This is a genomic window from Hymenobacter psoromatis (genome assembly GCA_001596155.1).
Taxonomy (GTDB): Bacteria; Bacteroidota; Bacteroidia; order Cytophagales; family Hymenobacteraceae; genus Hymenobacter.
On the sequence record CP014771.1, the window covers coordinates 954,975 to 971,653 of the forward strand.

The window sequence follows — 16,679 nt, forward strand, 5'->3', positions numbered from 1 at the left end:
TTTTTGCTTTTTTACTTCACTGTGAAGCGGAAGGTATAGAAGCCCGTGGCACCGCCCGCGCCGGCGTTGGTCTTCACGAAATTAGCGTTGAGCAGCTTGTCGCGACAAAGCTTTTCCTGCGACGGCGACACGTTGCCCGACACCTTGCTGACGGACTCGACCTCGCCATCATCGGAGATTTTAATCTTGAAGCGAATCACGCCGGGGTTGTCGTCCAGGGCTTCCACCACGGGCGTGTTGTCGAAGCGCCAACCGCTCATTTCGAGGCCGCCGCCGCCGCCACTGCCGGGGCGCGAGCCGCTGCCGCCGCTGCCCGGCTCGCCGTAGAGGGCCTTGGCGTTGAGCGAGCCGCGGGGGTCGCCCTGGTCGCCCACGGTGCCGGGGTGGTCGCCGTTGCTGTTGCCGGTGGGCGCGCTGCTGGTGCCGTTGGTGCCATTGCCGCCGGCCACGCCGCTGGCACTGCCCTTGGGCGTGTAGAGCGTGCGGGGCTGTTCGCGGGGCTTAGGGGGGGTAGGCGTCTCGCGCACGGGCTCCACTATTTTGGGGGTAGGCTTGGTTACGGGCGGGATGGTGGTGCCGGCGTCTTCCGCGTCGCTGGTAATCACCTTCGCCTGGGCTTGGGGCTGGGGCGCGGGGGTAGGCTCCGGGCGCGGCTGGGTGGGCTGGGGCGTGGGCCGCGGCTGGGTGGCGGCGGGCGGGCGCGAATCCTCGCGGTTTTTCGAAGCGTTGGCGGTAGCCATCGTCTGGATGTCGCCCCCGCCGGCCGCGTCGAGGCCGTAGTTCAGCTCCACGCCGTCGCCGCCCAGGGTGGTCAGGGGTGGGTTGGGGCCGTTGAATTTCAGAAAGAAACACACGAGCGCCAGCAGCAGCACGATGGCCGCCGTAATGGCCAGGGCTTCGCGCCGGTGCTCTTCGGGATAGTCGAGGGCCATTGTTTTTGAGTTAAGAGTTAAGAGTTAACAAGAACGTCATGCTGACGAAGGAAGCATCTCTACCGCGTAACTAACCTTAAAATGTCAGATTTACTTGCGCGGTAGAGATGCTTCCTTCGTCAGCATGACGTTCTTGTTAACTCTTCAACTTGAAATTATTTCTGCGACTGGGTGGCCATTACCATCTTCATTTTGAGGCGGTTGCCGATTTCCAGCACATCTACCAGCTTCTGCACGTTCAGGCCCGCATCGACGCGCAGCACCACGGTAGGCTGGCTTTCGGGGGTAGCGCCGGCGGGCAGTAGCGCCCGCAACTCGGGCTCCAGGGTGGCGGCCGTGACGGGCTTTTTATTTACAAAATACTCGCCCGCCGCGTTGATACTCACGGTAATGGGCTGCTTCATTACTTGCTTGCTGCTCTTGGCATTGGGCAATAAGAGCTTGATAACGTTGGGGTTCACCATCGTGGACACAATCAGGAAGAACAGCATCAGGAAGAACATGATGTCGTTCATCGAGCTGGTCTCGACGTGCGAAGAGGCGTGGCGGCGGCGGGAGAGGTTCACTACGTTTGAATTATGAATTAAAAATTATGAATTATGAATTGAGCCCGCCGTTACGACAGAACCAATTCATAATTCATAATTCTTAATTATCCTGGAGGATATCCATGAACTCGATGGCCGAGTTTTCCATGCGGAACACCATACGCTCGACCAGAATGCTGAGCCAGTGATAGCCGATGTGGGCGATGATGCCCACGATGAGGCCGGCCGCCGAGGTCACCATCTTAGTGTAGAGACCGCCGGCAATCTGGGTAATGCCAAACTCGCCGCTGCTGGAAATGGCGTAGAAGATTTTGATAACGCCGATAATCGTACCTACGAAGCCCAGCATGGGCGCAATGCCGGCGATGATGCCCAGGATGCTGATGTTTTTTTCGAGGCGCGCAATCTCAATCTTGCCCACGTTTTCGACGCTGGCCTCAATCTCGGTGATGGGCAGGCCGATGCGGCGCAGGCCTTTTTCGACCATGCGGGCCAGCGGCGAGGGGTTTTGGGCGCAGTAGAGCTTGGCCCCCTGCAAGTCGCCCTTCACCATGAGCGCCCGGATGCCGGTCATGAAGCTCTCGGGGTTGCCGCCTGCGCTGCGGATGGTGAGGTAGCGCTCGGCGATGATGTAAATCGAGACGATGAGCAGCAGAAAGATGGGGAGCATTACCCAGCCGCCTTTCAGAATCAGGTCGATAAGGGAAAGGCCGGGCGCGGCGTTGGCTATCGCGTTGGCGTGGGCGGCGGCCGTATCAGTGGCCAACTCTGTAACGGCGGGGCCGACTTGCAGCAGGAAAACGAACATTCAGCGGGAAGAGAGTTGAGAGTTAAGAGTTGAGGGTTAAGAGTTAAGGGTTGGTAAAACCTCCGCGAGTTGGCAGACAGTTTTCAACTTTTAACTCGTAACTCTTACTGCTTAACTTAATAAGGAAAAACTGTCAGGCCGTTGTCAACGCGCGGGTTTTTGCGCAGTTGAGTGGCCGCTAGCTGGGCCGCGGGGCGGTCGGCATAATCGGCGGCCGACAGGCGGTAGTGGCGGGTGCCGGGGTAGGGCATGATAATCTTGGCGTTGGCGTGGCCGGCATGCAGTAGGTTGCGCCGACCCTGCTCGGCGCGAGCCCTGGAATCATAGGCGGCCACCACTACGTAGTAACGACCCGTGCGCGCATTAATTGCCCCTTCCACAGCGAGCGCGGCTGGTGCCACCACTTTTTTGGCCGCCATCGGTGCCAACGTTTTGGCTTTAGCTACAATAGGTGCGGCGGGTTTGGCTTTGGCAGCCACGGTCCAGGTAGCGCGGGCCGGTTTTTTGGCCGGGGCTACCCACTTTACTTTGGCCGGAGCTACTACTTTAGACGCAATTGCTTTGGGGGCAACGACCACTTTCGGCGCGGCGGCCACCGGAGCTGAGTGGGCGGGCGCGGCGGCCGGGCTGGCCGGGGCGGGCAGCGGGGCCGCGTTGCGGGCCGCCGCGTAGGACGTAGTTACCATTGTGGGCGTGCCCGCCTTGCGCAGCGCCATTGGGATGGGCCGGGCAATATTGCTTTCATTGGCAACCGCGATGGCGGCGGCGGCGGGCAGCTTGCGCGCCCGGCCCCGCGCCCGTGGAGCAATCGGGCTGGGCAGGGGGGCACGCTGGCTCAGCATGGCATTCACGGGGTCCACGGTCCGGGGAGGTGCCGTTTGCAAGGGCGTGGCCGCGAGGGCTACGGACGTGGGTGCCAGGGCAGTCAGGTCAGCCGGCGCAGGGACTTCGGCTAGCTGCTCAAACGGCTGGGCTTGGGCGGGGGTAGTAGCTAGTTCCTTAGCGGGGGCGCTGGCTGGAGCTACGGGGGCAGCATCCCAGCTAGCATCAGCTGCTACCGACTCCTTTACTGCTACTACTTCGGCCGGGGGCACAGCGGGCGCAGCGGTGGGCAGCGTGAAGCTGGGCTGGGCCAGCGCCGCCTGTTGCGGGGCGGCCGAGCGGCTGGTTTGCTCCCAGCGCGGCACGTGGCTTTGCCAGGCGGCGGGCAGCATAGTCGGGTGCAGATTAAATAAATAGAGGCCGGCCACGGTCAGGCCGGCCAGCAGGCCGATGGCCGTAGCCGGCACCACGCGCCGCAACCGCAGGCCGCGCCCCGCCGAGCGCAGGCGCGGCCCCAGCTGCGCCTGCTGTTCGCGGGCCAGCCGGGCATCGATAACCGACACAGGCAGCACCGTCAGCTCGGGCAGGCCAAACACGGCGGGCAGCAGGTCGTTGGCCCCGGTGTACTCAAACTGCAGGCCCCGGCCGGCCAGCTGCCGAAACACGCCAATGCCAGGCAGCTCCGTGCGCTGCTGGTCGTGGAGGTCGTGGTAGAGGGCGGCTACGGCCTGGCGCAGGGCCTCGCGGGCCTCGGCGGCGGGCAGGCCGAGGTGCTGGCACAGCGCATCGACGAGCAGGCCGTCGTTGCGCGTAAGGGCCTGGTTGAAAGCCACCTGCCGGGTGGGCGGACTCAAGTGGTGCCTACCCCCCGGCTGCACCCTGGCGGGCACATACGCGGCCACCAGGCCCCCGAAATCCGGAATTATCACGCAATCGTGGTCGCGGAGTAACGGGCGTAGGTGGTCAGCTAGATTCATCACGGAGAGATAGTTGGGCGGGCAGGCAGTTAAGTAGTTATGCGGCTAAAGTTAGGGCAGGAAAAAGCCAATTTCGGCATCCCTACCCCACTCATTCGCGCCCATCACTTTCTCAGCTGCTTAGAATGAGTAAGTTAACCCGCCAATAACATTGATTCCCTGGCTTTGATAATTCAGGTAGCGCTGGTAATGGCGGTTGGTCAGGTTGTTCCCCATCGCAAAGATGCTGAATTTTGGGGTAAGACGGTAATCGGCCCGCAAGCTGAGGTCAATTACGGAATTGGTCTGGCGGTCAATTTCTACGCGCGGTGCCGGTACGGGTAGTGTAAGCCCTTGTGCATAGCCTACCCCATAATTGGCCGAGTAGTAGTACAGATTAGCGCCCAGCAGCAGCTTGTCAAACACATTATACGTGGCGTAAAGCGTACCCAGGAACGCCGGCCGGCCGTAGGCCTGCGCCAACGACTTGACACCGTAGTGGTTGTAATCAGCCTTTAAGCCGACCCGCACCTTTTCCGAAGCACTGTACAGCGCTTCGGCGTGCACGTTCACCACGTTGATGGTGGTGCTGTCATACACGAGGTCAAACTTGCTGGTATCGGCCCGCGAGTTGCGGTAGAAGTACAAATTGCGCGCCCGGCCGAAGGTGGCGCGGGCGGCCAGTTCCAGCCCGCTCACCGGCGTCGAGGTAAAGCCGCCATATATAGTGGGGCCGGCGTGGGTATCGAGCACGGTCTGGCCCGCGCCCAGCCAGGGATTTTCCTGGCTCAAATCGTAGCGCGTGACGCGCTGAATGGCGCCGCCCAGGCCGCCGTACACCACGAATTTTTCGGGCACCACAGCGTAGCCCAGCCGCACGGCGGGGTTAATCATGCCCTTGCCAGCCCCGTAAAAGGCATCGCTGCTGTAACCCAACGTAGCGCCTAGCGTGAGGGTGAGGCCGGTTTTGCCGGTCAGCACGTAGGCGGGGGTAGCCTGAAAGAAATTGCGGGTGCGGGCAGTGCCTATCGGCTGCTTATCTGAAATAAGCGAACCTTGCGCGTCGAGGGTGATGCGGCTGGTTTCGCTCAGCGCGTAGCCGGCTTTGGCATCGAGCAACAGGTTGTTCTCGCTCACGCCGAAGTAGTCGCTAAAGCGCCGGTACCCTACCCCCACCTCGTAGGTCAGCGGCGCGTCGGGGGCGCGGTTGCGGGCGTAGGCCCGCAAGCCGAAGCGGTTGAACGTTTGCTTGAGGGCATCGCTTTCGGGCGTGGCGGCCAGCTTGCTGGCGTCGTAGCCGTAGAAATTATAGCGGTCGTGGGCGTAGTCGAGGCTGGCCCCGAGGGCAGTGGCACCCAGGTAATACTCGCCGGTGAGGGCGGCGCTGGTCTGGCTGGCCCCCGAATTCCGGCCATCGACGGGGCCGGTGCGCGAGCTGTTTTGGCGCACGTCGAGACCGTAGCTGTACTGCTCGTTGCGCACCGAGTGCAGATGGGCGCGGCCATACACGCTGCCGTAGTTGCCGAAACCCAGCTTGAGGTAGTTGCCGGTGAGGGGCTCCAATTCTTCCTGCGCCACGGTCAGCACCTGCACCGAAGGGCTGAGGCGGGTGGCGGGCAGCCGGAAATCGGGGTAGGTATAGGTGACCTGGCGGGTGGGCTTGGGCGGCGGCGCGAGCCGGATTTTCTCGAAGTTGCGGGTGGCCTCGGGCAGCGTGTTCACCCGGTCCTTCACAATCTCAATCTCGGCATCCTGGATGGTGCCGCGCGCCTTGCCCTTGCCGGGCTGGCCCTGCGCGTGGGCACCCAATGCCAGCGCGCCACTCAGGCCGGCGGCCAGCAGCAGCGGCCGCCTAACAACGGTAGTAAAGCTTGATTTTATCACCTGTAAACGATTCATTGCAACGAGATTATAGCAGCAGACTACTAAGCGTACTAGGGACGAGCGGCCGGCTTGCGTACGGGCGTAGGTCGGGCGGGCGCGGCTTTGGCCGGGGCCGGGGGGGTAGGCTTAGGAGCGGTGGCCGGCTTGCCTTTGGCCGGAACCTCGGCGGCCGGGGCGGGCGCGTCGTCGTTAGCGGGCAGGGCCTTGAGGCGCTGGCGGGCACCCTCCACCACTTCGGCCACCGGGAATTTGTTGTCGATAATCGAGTTGAGGGTAGCGCGGGCCTGGAAGATATCGCGCTGGGCCGTGTACACATCAGCCAGCAGCAAAAAGGCCCGGCCCTGCCACTGCTCGTAGGCACTGTAATTGGAGTTAACCTTGAAGGCTTCGGCGATGGCCTCGTCGTATTTCTTCTGCTTGAAAAGCACCTCGGCCAGCGTGTACTGGGCCTCGGCACCGTTCACGTCGCTGGGCGCGGCGGCCACGGTGGCGGCCAATTCGGTAGCGGCCTGGTCGAGGTTGCCGAGCTGGAAATCGGCCTTGCCCTGGTAGAGCAGCGCGGTGTTGGTGGCGTTGGCGGTGGCCCCGGCCAGGGTGCTGAGGTCGGTGGCGGTGGCGCGCGCCTTGGCGTAGTCGCCGCCCTCATAATACGCCTTGAGCAGGCCCAGCGTGGCGGTGGCTACCTCGCGGCGGTTGCTGGAGGCTTGGCGCAGGCGGTCGTAATACTTAGCGGCCTCAGAGTAGTTCTTGTTTTCCAGCTCCAGGTCGGCGACGCGGCCCACGGCGCGGTTCACGAATTCGCTCTTGTTTTCGACCACCACAGCTTTGAGCAGGGGTAGGGATTTGGCTTTGTCACCGGTACGCAAATAAGAATCGGCCAAGATGAAGCGGGCGTCCGGGGCCAGGGCATTATCGGGGTACTGCTGCAAATAGGCCTGCACGCGGGGCAGGGCCTGGGCGTATTTCTCGGCCAGGTACAGCGACTTGGCGGCCTCAAACTCGACGCTCTCGGTGGCCTTGCTGTTCGGATTTTGGGCCTTGAAATTGGCCAATGCCTGGTCAAACTCCTCGTTGCGGCCCAGGGCGGCGAGGCTTTCCTGCAAGCCGTAGAGCGCCCGCTGCGCGGCGGGCGTGCGGGGGTAGTCGGCCAGTACTTTCTGGAAATCGAGCACGGCCTTGTCCTGCTGCTCCAAGTTGGCGTAAGCCACGCCGCGGCGCTGGTAGGCGTCGGGCAGCAGGCTGGACGTGGGCCGGTTCTGGATGAGGCGGGTGTAGCCATCCACGGCGGGCTGGTAGTCGCCGGCCTGGAAAGCCAGCTGCGCCTGCTGAAACACCGCCTGCTCGGCATAGCGCGAGTTGGGGTTGCTCTGGAGCAGCGTAGCCAGCGTCTGGTCGGCCTCGGCCTGGCGGCCGAGCAGGCCCAGCGTCACGCCCTTCTGGTAGTAAGCGTAGTCCTTGTCGGGCGCGTTGGCCTGAATCACCTTGTCGTACTGCGCCAGGGCCAGGTTATAGTCCTTGGCCACGTAGTAGGTATCGCCAAGGCGCAGCGCGGCGTCGTAGTAGTTTGGGTCTGAGGGCTTGGCCGCCGCATCATTCAAGTAAGCCTGAAACTGCGGCTGGGCCTTGGTGTACTGCTGGGTATTATAATAAGCGTAGCCCAGGCCGTAGCGGGCTAGCTGCACGTACTGCGTTTCCTCGTCGCTGACGCCGCCTTGCCGGGCCGAGCGCGCGGCGGCGGCGTAGGCCGTAATAGCCTCGGGGTACTGCTGACCCACGGAGTAGATTTCGCCGCGCAGCACCTGGGCGGCGGCGCGCAGGCCATCGTCCTGGGGGTAGCGCAACGACTTGTCGAGCAGGGGTAGGGCCTGGCTATACTGCCCGTCGTTGTAGAGCGTCGCGGCCTGGGCGTAGGCCACGCGCTGGTAGGTGCCATTAAGAGTAGTGCCGCGGTCGTCGCCAAGGCCGTCGAGGTAAGTGAGCGCCTGCTGGTAGTCGGTGCTCGACAGGAAGCCGTCGCTGAGCAGCTGGTCCACCACCGGCTGGCTTTTCGAGCGCGGATACTTGCGGCGGAAGTCGCGCAGGGCAGCAATCACCTCCGGCATATTACCCAATTCGTATTCGACCTGGGCATACTTGAGGGTCGCGTTTTCCGACAGGTTTTTCTCAATAGTGCTCTGGCGGGCGGCGTCGAAGGCGGCCAGCGCCTGGGGCTTCTGGCCGGCCTGCAAGTAGCTCAGGCCGAGGTGATAAGCGGCATTCTGGCCCAGCGAGTCGCGGCGGGTGGCCACGTTGCGCAGGTTGGTGATGGCGCTGGCGTAGTCGCCCTGCTTGTAATTAGCAAAGCCGATTTTATACTGCAAGCTGGGCTCAATCTTGCCCTTGTGCGCAGCGGCGTACTTGTCGAAGTAGGTGCCGGCCTGCTTATAGTCCTGCTTCTGGTAGTAGGCGTCGCCGGTCAGCAGCTGAATTTCGTCGGCGCTCTGGGGCGGCGGGGTTTGCTGCAAGGCCTTGGTGGCGTAGGCGATAAGGCCATCGTAGTCGCCCTCCTTGTAGTAAATCTGGGTCATCACGGCCGGCACTACCCCCCGGTAGGCGTCGTTTTCAGCGGCCACGGTCAAATCCTGGCGGGCGGCGGCGTAGTCCCCGGCGCGGTAGGCCAGGTAGCCGGCGTAGTAGGAGCTGGCGTAGCGGTACTGGCTGTTTTCCTTCTTATTACGGTCGAATAAAATGCGGGCCGGCTCGTATTCTTTCAGCTCGAAGTGACTGTAACCCAGCTTGAAATCGGACTCGGCCCGCTGACTGGCGTTGAGATTAGCCGGGGCTACCTTCTGGAAATAAGTACTGGCCTGGGCGTAGTTCTGCCGGTCGAAGTAAAACTTGGCCAGCTCGAAGTAGGCCACGGCGGCGCGCGGGTGGGCCGGGTGGCGCGCGGCAAAATCCAGGATGAGCCCCTCGGCATCGGGGTGCAACAGGTAGAGGCCACTCACGGCGTAGTAGTATTCGGCATCGGCCAGGCGCTCCTGCCGGCCCGTGATGGCGGCCGGCCCGCTCTGCTCGCCCACGCGGGCGGGAGCCGCTTGTATATACTGCTGCATGGCCTGCTGGGCCGCGCCATACTGCTTTTTATCAAACAGGTCGAGGCCTTCCTGGTAGTAGCGCTCGGCGGCGGTATTGGTCTGGGTGAGCTGAGCGTGGGCAAGCTGGGGCGCGGCGGCGGCCGGGCCCAGCAGGGCGGCGGCCAGCGTGAGCCGGGGGGGTAGCTTCATGGAGGGCGGCGGTTCGGTGGGCAGGCGGGCCAGTTGCGGACGCGCCCGAATTCGGTCAAAAGTAGCGAGAAAACGCGGGTTGGGGCATTTGGCCCGCCGGGTGGGGGGTAGGGAACGCGGGCCGGGGTGGGTTTGGTACGTGGCGGGGGGAAGCGGCCAGCCGCTTCCGCGTTGGTCGCCGGGCGTGCGCGTCAGGCAGGAGCTTGCCCTACCTGCTTTTCCCTTGCCACTGAGGCCAACTGCTACTTTCCGACTGCCCCTACCCCCACCCGCTAGGCCGACTGCCGGAATTCGGCCGGAGTAAGCCCGATTTTATCCTTGAACAAGCGGCTGAAGTATGACGGGTGCTCGAAGCCCAGGTGAAAGGCGGTCTCGCGAATGCTCCAGGACGTGCTCAGCAGCAGTTGCTTAGCTTTTTCCAGGAGCGCGTAGTGCAGGTGCTGCTGCGCGCTCTGGCCGGTGTGGGTGCGCAGTATTTCGCCCAGGTAGGCCGGCGACACGTGCAGGGCCTCGGCAAAGTGCTGCACGCTGGGCAGCGGCTGCTCGGCGGCGCGGTCCAGGTAGGCGGCCAGCAGCTCTTCGAAGCGGCTAAGCAGGTCGGGGCCGCTGGCCGGCAACGCGGGAAATTGCCGGTGGTAGGCCCGGCGGGCGTGTTGAAGCAGTACGTCGAGCTGCGTGCTCAGCAGCTCCTGGCTGAAAGCGTCGGCGGGCTGCTCGCTTTCCTGCCGCAGGCTGGCTACGGCGGTGGTCAGCCGCTGCTCTTCGCCGGCCGAGAGAGCCAGGGCTTGCTGCACGCGGTAAGCAAAAAACGGGTAATTGCCCGGAAACGGGCCGGCCGGGCGGCGGGCCAGCAAATCGGGGTGAAACACAACCAGCCAGCCCTGCGGCGCGGCCGGCGCGGGGCCTTCGGCCGCCGGGCAAAACCGCACGGGCTGGCCGGGTGCGAAAAACCCCAGGGTGCCCTGCCGGTAGTCGTACTGCTGCTGCCCGTAGGGAAGCTGCCCGTGAAAGTGCCGCTTCAGCAAAATAAGGTAGAGGTGGCGCAGGGCGGGCTTCTGCGGAAAGTCGGCCACCGGATACTGCGCCAAATCAATAACGGCCAGCAGCGGGTGGGTAGGCGCGGCAAAGCCGTAGTGCCGCGTAAAATCGGCGACGGTATCCAGGACGGCGAAGGGGGTGGCGGCAGGTTTCATCGTGCGCGGATAAGCCGGAAAGCCCCTGCCTTGTTTGCGGCCGGGCAAACCCTCCCCTTCCGCCGTGGTTGTAGGAGCAAACTCTCCCCTACTTCTTGCTCATGCCCACGCTCCTTCGGCAGCCCCTGGTCCCTACCCACCCCTTTGAGCCCGACGCGGCGGCGGGCTTCGGGGCCTTCACGCTGGCCCGCTACGAAGGGAACCTGAGCTACGAGGCCGACGTGCTGCTGCCGCACCGCAAGGCGTACTTTATGCTGATATTCGTGCAACACAGCCAGGGCCGGCACTGGGTGGATGGGCGGCCCTACGACCGGCAGGACAACCACCTGTATTTCAGCACGCCGGGCCAGGTGCTGGTGAAGGAAGAGCCGACGCCGTTCTGGGGCACCCGCCTCTCGTTTACCAGCGAGCTGCTGGCCCTGGAGCAACACGCGGCCCTGCGCCAGCTGCCCCTCATCGCCAACCCGCAAAATGAGCACGCGCTGCGCCTGGACGCGGCCGACACGGCGCTGGTAGACGAGCAGCTGGCCCGGCTGGCCGCCGAGTACCACCGCCCCGGCCCGTGGCAGCTGCCCCTGCTGAGTGCCCACCTCACGGTGCTGCTCACGTACCTGAGCCGGCTCTACACGGAGCAGTTTCCGGCCGCCGTGCCCTCGGCCGATAAGCTGCTGCTCCGCGCCTACCAGGCCCGGATTGAAGCGTGCTTCCGCGAGCAGCACGAGGTAGGCGCGTATGCGGCGCAGCTGCACCTCTCGGCGGGGCACCTGAGCGAGGTGGTGAAGGCGCAGAGCGGCAAGCCGGCCATCAAGCACCTGCACGAGCGCCTGGTGCTGGAAGCCCGCCGCCTGCTGGTATACACCCCGCTCTCGCACAAGGAAATAGCCTTCGACCTGGGCTTTGCCGAGCCGTCTTATTTCAGCCGCTTCTTCAAGCGCGAAACCGGCCTGTCGCCGGCGCAGTACCGCCGCCGCAGCCGCGAAATGTACCTGACAGACCGGGAAATGGATACCAATGGCGCTCCCTACGCCCGGTAATTTTGCCTGATGAAAAAAGCCCTCATCACGGGTGCCAATAAAAGCATTGGCCTCGAAACCGCCCGGCAACTCTTACGCCTCGGCTACTACGTGTACCTGGGCAGCCGCGACCTGCCAAACGGCCAGCGGGCCGCCGACCAGCTCCGGGCCGAAGGGCTCGACCAGGTAGAACCCCTTCAGTTGGACGTAACGGACCACGCCTCCATCGCGGCCGCCCGGCAGGCGCTGGGCCAGCGCACCGACGTGCTGGACGTGCTCATCAACAACGCCGGCATCAGCGGCGGCTACCCGCAGCCGGCCCTCACCACCGATATCAGCGTGATTAAGGAGGTATTTGAAACCAACGTGTTTGGGGTAATTGCAGTAACGCAGGCGTTTATCGACCTGCTGCGGCCGTCGCCGGAGCCCCGGATTGTCAACGTCACTTCGGGCCTGGGCTCGCTGACGCTGCACAATGACCCGTCCTGGAAATATTACGCCGTTAAGCAAGCCGCTTATCCGGCGTCCAAAGCAGCGCTGAATGCCTATACCATTATGCTGGCCTACGAGCTGCGCGACACGCCCTTCAAAGTGAACGCCGTGGACCCCGGCTACACCGCCACCGACTTTAATCACCACAGCGGCCCCGGCAGCTTGCCCGATGCCGCCGCCCGCGTCGTAAAAGCCGCCGTACTCGGCTCCAATGGCCCCACCAGCCAGTTTTTCAGCGATGATAATGCCCCCGAAACGGGCATCAGCCCCTGGTAAATCCGGCCGGCCGGGCATTTTAGCAACTTGCAACCAAAAACACCCATGAAAATTATCCTCACCGGCTCCCTGGGCCACATCAGCCAGCCGCTGGCCCGCACGCTCGTGGGGCAGGGCCACGCGGTTACGGTTATCAGCAGCAGCCCCGGCCGCCGAGCCGCCATCGAGGCGCTGGGGGCCACGGCCGCCATCGGCTCCGTGGCTGACGCGGGCTTTCTGGCCGCTGCCTTCGCCGGGGCCGACGCCGTGTACGCGATGGTGCCGCCCAATATGGCCGCGCCCGACGTGCTGGCCTACTACCAGGGGGTAGGCCGTAGCTACGCCCAGGCCATCGGGCAGGCCGGGGTGCGCCGGGTAGTGCACCTCAGCAGCTGGGGGGCCGACCTCGACCACGGCACCGGCCCCATTCTGGGCTCGCACCAAGTCGAAGGCATATTAAATGAGCTGCCCAATGTGGCCCTCACGCACTTGCGGCCCGGCTCGTTCTACTACAACCTCTACGGCTTCGCGGGCCTGATAAAGCACCAGGGCATTATTGGCTCGAACTACGGCGGCGACGACGTGGTGGTGCTGTCGGCCCCCGCCGACATTGCCGCCGCCGCCGCCCAGGAGCTGACGGCCCCCACCGGCCCGGCCGTGCGCTACCTGGCCAGCGACGTGCGCACCTGCACCGAAATCGCACGGGCCCTGGGCACCGCCCTCGGCCGCCCCGAGCTGCCGTGGCTGACTTTCAGTGATGAGCAAACTCAGCAGGGCCTGGAGCAAAACGGCATCCCGGCCAGCGTGGCCGCGTTGCTGGTTGAGATAGGAGCCAGCATTCACAACGACTCCATGCGGCAGGGCTACCTGCAAAATCCGCCTTTGGCCCTGGGCCAGGTGAAAGTAGCCGATTTCGCCCGCGAGTTTGCGGCGGCGTTTTAGGCCCCACCGCGTTACGTATTTCCTACCCCTCCCTTATTCTCCTGCCCATGACTCTCGCTGAAAAAGGCCCCCTGGCCCCGGTGCCCACGCTGGGCGCGCTGCTCGAACCCGTTTCCCAGGCCGTGCAGGGCTGGCCCGGCATCGTGGCCGCCACGCACTGGGACTTATTTCGGGTGGGTGAAAAAGTGGACGGGGCCGATTTTTACGTCGGTGACTACGAGTTGGGCCACCTGCACCTCGACGGCGAGGCGCACCTGGCCACCAGCCCGGCGCTGGGGCGGGCGCTGGTGGCCCACGGCCTGGCCCGGCCGCTGCGCTGGGGCGGCGCGGCCTACCGGGGCTGGACGGAGTTCAGCATCCGCACCGCCGCCGACGCGGCGCACGCCGCCTGGCTCTTCCGGCTGAACTACCAGCGCCTGAAAGGCCGCCCCGAAGCCGAACTGGTGGCGGAAATAGCCAGCCGCCACCCAGCGCAGGCGGCTGCTTAAGGGGCCGGGGGTGAAAGCTGGTGGCGAAAGCTAAAAAAGGCGGTTTCTTGTGAAACCGCCTTTTCCGTTTTAGCTCAGCGCGTTCAGCTCCTGCATGTCCTGGGTGGTCAGGCGCACGGCGGCCGCCTGCACATTTTCTTCGAGATGCGCCAGGCTGGCCGTGCCCGGAATGGGCAGGATATTGGGCGCGTGGTGCAGCAGCCAGCTCAGGGCCACCTGCCTCGCCGACACCTGGTGCCGCGCCGCTACCTGCTCCATGTGGTTCATATCCTGCACCAGGCCCCCGCCGATGGGAAACCACGGAATAAAGGCAATGCCCTGCGCCCGGCAGTAGTCCAGCACGGGCTCGTGCTCGCGGTCGAAGAGGCTGTAGCGGTTCTGTACCGAGGCCACCGGGAAGTGCTGCTGCGCCAGCTTAATGTCATCTACCGACACTTCCGACAAGCCCAGGTGCCGCACCAGGCCCTGCTGCCGGGCCTCGGCCAGAAAAGCAAACGTGCGCTCGGCGGGCACGCGGGGGTCAATGCGGTGCAGCTGGTAGAGGTCGAAGCGCGCCAGCCGGAGGCGGCGCAGGCTGCCGTGCAGGGCGTCGTGCAGATGCTGCGGCGTGCCGTCGAGCAGCACGCCCTCGCGGCCGGGGCCGAAGCTCACGGCCCCGCCCTTGGTGCCAATCACCAGCCCGGCGGCGTAGGGATGCAGGGCCTCGGCAATCAGCTCTTCCGACACGAAGGGGCCGTACATGTCGGCCGTATCAATAAAATTGACGCCCAGCTCTACCACCCGGCGCAGCAGCGCGAGCATGGCCGGGCGGTCGGTGGGCGGCCCAAAAATGCCGGGGCCGGTCAGGCGCATCGCGCCAAAGCCCAGGCGGTTGACGGGCAAATCGCCGCCCAGCAAGAAAGCGGTTTCCATTGGCAATTCGTTGGCCATGAGTGAAATATATTTAGTAATGAGTCGCCGTCCCAACCGGGTAGCGGGCAGCACAAAGGTCCGCCGCCCGGCCGCCGGCCGCGTTACACGAATTCCGGTTTGTGTGCCACAAATCGCGGAACCGGCCTGCTAAAACAGTTTGACCGCCCGGCGCGGGGTAGGGTGCGGGGCTTGCCCCCGCCCGTCGTTGAACAAAAGCAGCCCGAGTCGTTCAACGACGGGCGGGGACAAGCCCCGCACCCTACAAATGACAAGCCGTACATTGCCGCCCCTTTCGCCCTGATGCCCGCCCCTACCCCCCCGCCTGCCCTGCGCGTCGCGCACCTCACCAAGCGCTACGGCGCGCAGCTCATCCTGAACGATATAAGCTTTGAGGTGGCCGCGGGCGAAACCCTGGTGCTGCTCGGCCCCAGCGGCTGCGGCAAAACCACGCTGCTCAAAACCCTAAACCGCCTCATCGAGCCCGACGGCGGCACCATTGAAATCAACGGCCGCGACGTGCGCCAGCAAGCGCCCGAGGCGCTGCGGCGCGGCATCGGCTACGTCATTCAGCAGGTGGGCTTGCTTCCTCATTACACGGTGGCCCAAAATGTGGGGGTAGTGCCCGGCCTGCTGGGCCGCCCGGCCGCCGAAACGGCCGCCCGCACCACCGAATTATTGGCGCGCCTGCACCTGCCGGCCGCCCGCTTTGCCCATATGCTGCCGGCCCAGCTCTCGGGCGGGCAGGCCCAGCGCGTGGGGCTGGCCCGCGCCCTGGCCGCCGACCCGCCCGTGATTCTGCTCGATGAGCCCTTCGGCGCGCTCGACCCCCTCACGCGGGCCGCCGTGCGCCGCGACTTCCGCGAGCTGGATGAGCTGCGCCGCAAAACGATGGTGCTCGTGACCCACGACGTGCAGGAAGCCTTCGAGCTGGCCGACCGCATCATGCTACTTCACGAGGGGCGGATTCAGCAGCTGGGGCCGCCGCGCGAGTTGCTGCTGCGGCCCGCCAACGACTTCGTGCGCAGCTTCTTCCGGGCCGAGCGCCTGGCCTTGCAGCTGCGCGTAACCACGCTGGCCGAGGTAGCACCCTTCCTGGTTTTTGAGCAGGAGGGCGCGCCGCCCGGCACGCCTTCCCTACGCCCCACCGCCAGCGTGCAGGCGGCCATAGACCTGCTGGCCGCCACGCCCGCCGGGCGCTTTTGCCTGGCCGGCGCGCCGCAGCCGGTGGCGCTGGGGCCGCTGCTGGCGGCTTTCGGACAAGCGGTGTGAGGGAATCCGGAGTTAGGAATTTCAACAAGCCAGGACCTGCCTAAACGGGATTTCGCGTACCGTGCGCAAGTCCTGCAAACGTGATTTTTCATTCCAGCCAAGGCGGCTCCGCACCGGAGCCAAGCCCCGAAAGCCCCGAACTTGCAGCCCATGAAGCAGCTGATTGACCTGGCCACCTGGCCCCGCCGCGAACATTTCGAGTTTTTTTCCGCCTTTGAGGAGCCCTTTTTTGGCCTCGTGGCCGAGGTGGACTGCACCCACGCCCAGGCCGAGGCCAAGCGGCTGGGGGTGTCGTTCTTCCTCTACTACCTGCACCACGCGCTGCAGGCTGCCAACCAGGTCGAGGCCTTCCGCTACCGCATCGAGGCGGGGCAGGTGTACTGCTACGACCACGTGCACGCCTCGGCCACCATCGGGCGGCCCGACCACACGTTCAGCTTTTCCTTCCTCGAGCAGCACGCCGACCTGGCCGAGTTCGTGGCCGGGGCTGAGGTTGAAATCGCGGCCGTGCGCCAGACCAGCGGCCTGGGCCTGAGCGAACGCACCGGCCGGCCCGACGTCCTTCACTGCTCGGCCATTCCGTGGGTGCGCTTCACGGGCCTGACCCACGCCCGCAGCTTCCGGCACCCCGACAGCTGCCCCAAAATCTCCTTTGGCCAGGTGTACCACGACGGTGCCGCCCGGCGCATGGCCGTGTCCGTCAACGTGCACCACGGCCTGGCCGATGGCTACCATGTGGGCCAGTTTCTGGACATTTTCCAGCAACGCCTTGGAGCGTAGGGTAAGCTTCAGCTTGCCGGGGAAAATGTGCGGTAAGTTTTAGCCTGCCGTTTTAGCATTTGCGAACTACTGCCGGCAAGCCTACCCCCCCCCTATTCCCGGCAAGCTGAAGCTTACCG

Annotated in this window: 13 protein-coding genes and 1 pseudogene; 6 read left to right on the forward strand and 8 right to left on the reverse strand. The window is 64.6% G+C overall.

The genetic code is table 11. The annotated features are described in order from the left end of the window. Positions 1-11 precede the first annotated feature (11 nt). The 7 genes from A0257_04080 to A0257_04110 form a co-directional block, all read right to left on the reverse strand. The gene (locus A0257_04080; GenBank protein AMR26359.1) at positions 12-932 is read right to left on the reverse strand and encodes a hypothetical protein; all 921 of its coding nucleotides are present in this window, start codon (positions 930-932) and stop codon (positions 12-14) included. Between the two features lie 155 nt (positions 933-1,087). Then, on the reverse strand, positions 1,088-1,498 hold the full coding sequence (locus tag A0257_04085) for a biopolymer transporter ExbD (GenBank protein AMR26360.1): 411 nt from the start codon (positions 1,496-1,498) through the stop codon (positions 1,088-1,090). 82 nt (positions 1,499-1,580) lie between these two features. After that, positions 1,581-2,288: a biopolymer transporter ExbB gene (locus A0257_04090; protein ID AMR26361.1), complete on the reverse strand. Its 708-nt coding sequence runs from the start codon at positions 2,286-2,288 to the stop codon at positions 1,581-1,583. 116 nt (positions 2,289-2,404) lie between these two features. Then, entirely contained in the window at positions 2,405-4,087 is a 1,683-nt protein-coding gene (locus A0257_04095) for a hypothetical protein (GenBank protein AMR26362.1), read from the reverse strand. Positions 4,088-4,207: 120 nt separating this feature from the next. After that, positions 4,208-5,950 carry a hypothetical protein gene (locus A0257_04100; GenBank protein AMR26363.1) on the reverse strand — a complete coding sequence of 581 codons (1,743 nt, stop codon included), beginning with the start codon at positions 5,948-5,950 and terminating at the stop codon, positions 4,208-4,210. 50 nt (positions 5,951-6,000) lie between these two features. Then, positions 6,001-9,216 carry a hypothetical protein gene (locus tag A0257_04105; GenBank protein ID AMR26364.1) on the reverse strand — a complete coding sequence of 1,072 codons (3,216 nt, stop codon included), beginning with the start codon at positions 9,214-9,216 and terminating at the stop codon, positions 6,001-6,003. Between the two features lie 272 nt (positions 9,217-9,488). After that, positions 9,489-10,409, reverse strand: a complete 921-nt coding sequence (locus A0257_04110) for a hypothetical protein (protein AMR26365.1) — start codon at positions 10,407-10,409, stop codon at positions 9,489-9,491. A gap of 101 nt (positions 10,410-10,510) precedes the next feature. Here A0257_04110 and A0257_04115 point away from each other — a divergent pair, with 101 nt between their 5' ends. The 4 genes from A0257_04115 to A0257_04130 are packed head-to-tail and all read left to right on the forward strand — an operon-like array spanning position 10,511 to position 13,599. Then, the gene (locus tag A0257_04115) at positions 10,511-11,443 is read left to right on the forward strand and encodes an AraC family transcriptional regulator (protein AMR26366.1); all 933 of its coding nucleotides are present in this window, start codon (positions 10,511-10,513) and stop codon (positions 11,441-11,443) included. A 9-nt stretch (positions 11,444-11,452) separates the two neighbouring features. After that, positions 11,453-12,190, forward strand: coding sequence for a short-chain dehydrogenase (locus A0257_04120; protein AMR26367.1), 738 nt, complete (start codon positions 11,453-11,455; stop codon positions 12,188-12,190). 45 nt (positions 12,191-12,235) lie between these two features. After that, on the forward strand, positions 12,236-13,111 hold the full coding sequence (locus tag A0257_04125) for an NAD-dependent dehydratase (GenBank protein AMR26368.1): 876 nt from the start codon (positions 12,236-12,238) through the stop codon (positions 13,109-13,111). A 47-nt stretch (positions 13,112-13,158) separates the two neighbouring features. Further along, complete coding sequence (locus A0257_04130; GenBank protein AMR26369.1) at positions 13,159-13,599, forward strand: hypothetical protein; 441 nt, start codon at positions 13,159-13,161, stop codon at positions 13,597-13,599. 69 nt (positions 13,600-13,668) lie between these two features. Here the strand turns inward: A0257_04130 and A0257_04135 are convergent, their stop codons facing one another. Further along, positions 13,669-14,529: an oxidoreductase gene (locus A0257_04135; protein AMR26370.1), complete on the reverse strand. Its 861-nt coding sequence runs from the start codon at positions 14,527-14,529 to the stop codon at positions 13,669-13,671. Positions 14,530-14,811: 282 nt separating this feature from the next. On the opposite strand from A0257_04135, the pseudogene A0257_04140 reads away from it, so the two are divergent. Next, positions 14,812-15,540 (forward strand): annotated as a pseudogene (locus tag A0257_04140) (glycine/betaine ABC transporter ATP-binding protein). Positions 15,541-15,930: 390 nt separating this feature from the next. Further along, the gene (locus A0257_04145; GenBank protein ID AMR26371.1) at positions 15,931-16,560 is read left to right on the forward strand and encodes a chloramphenicol acetyltransferase; all 630 of its coding nucleotides are present in this window, start codon (positions 15,931-15,933) and stop codon (positions 16,558-16,560) included. Positions 16,561-16,679 lie beyond the last annotated feature (119 nt).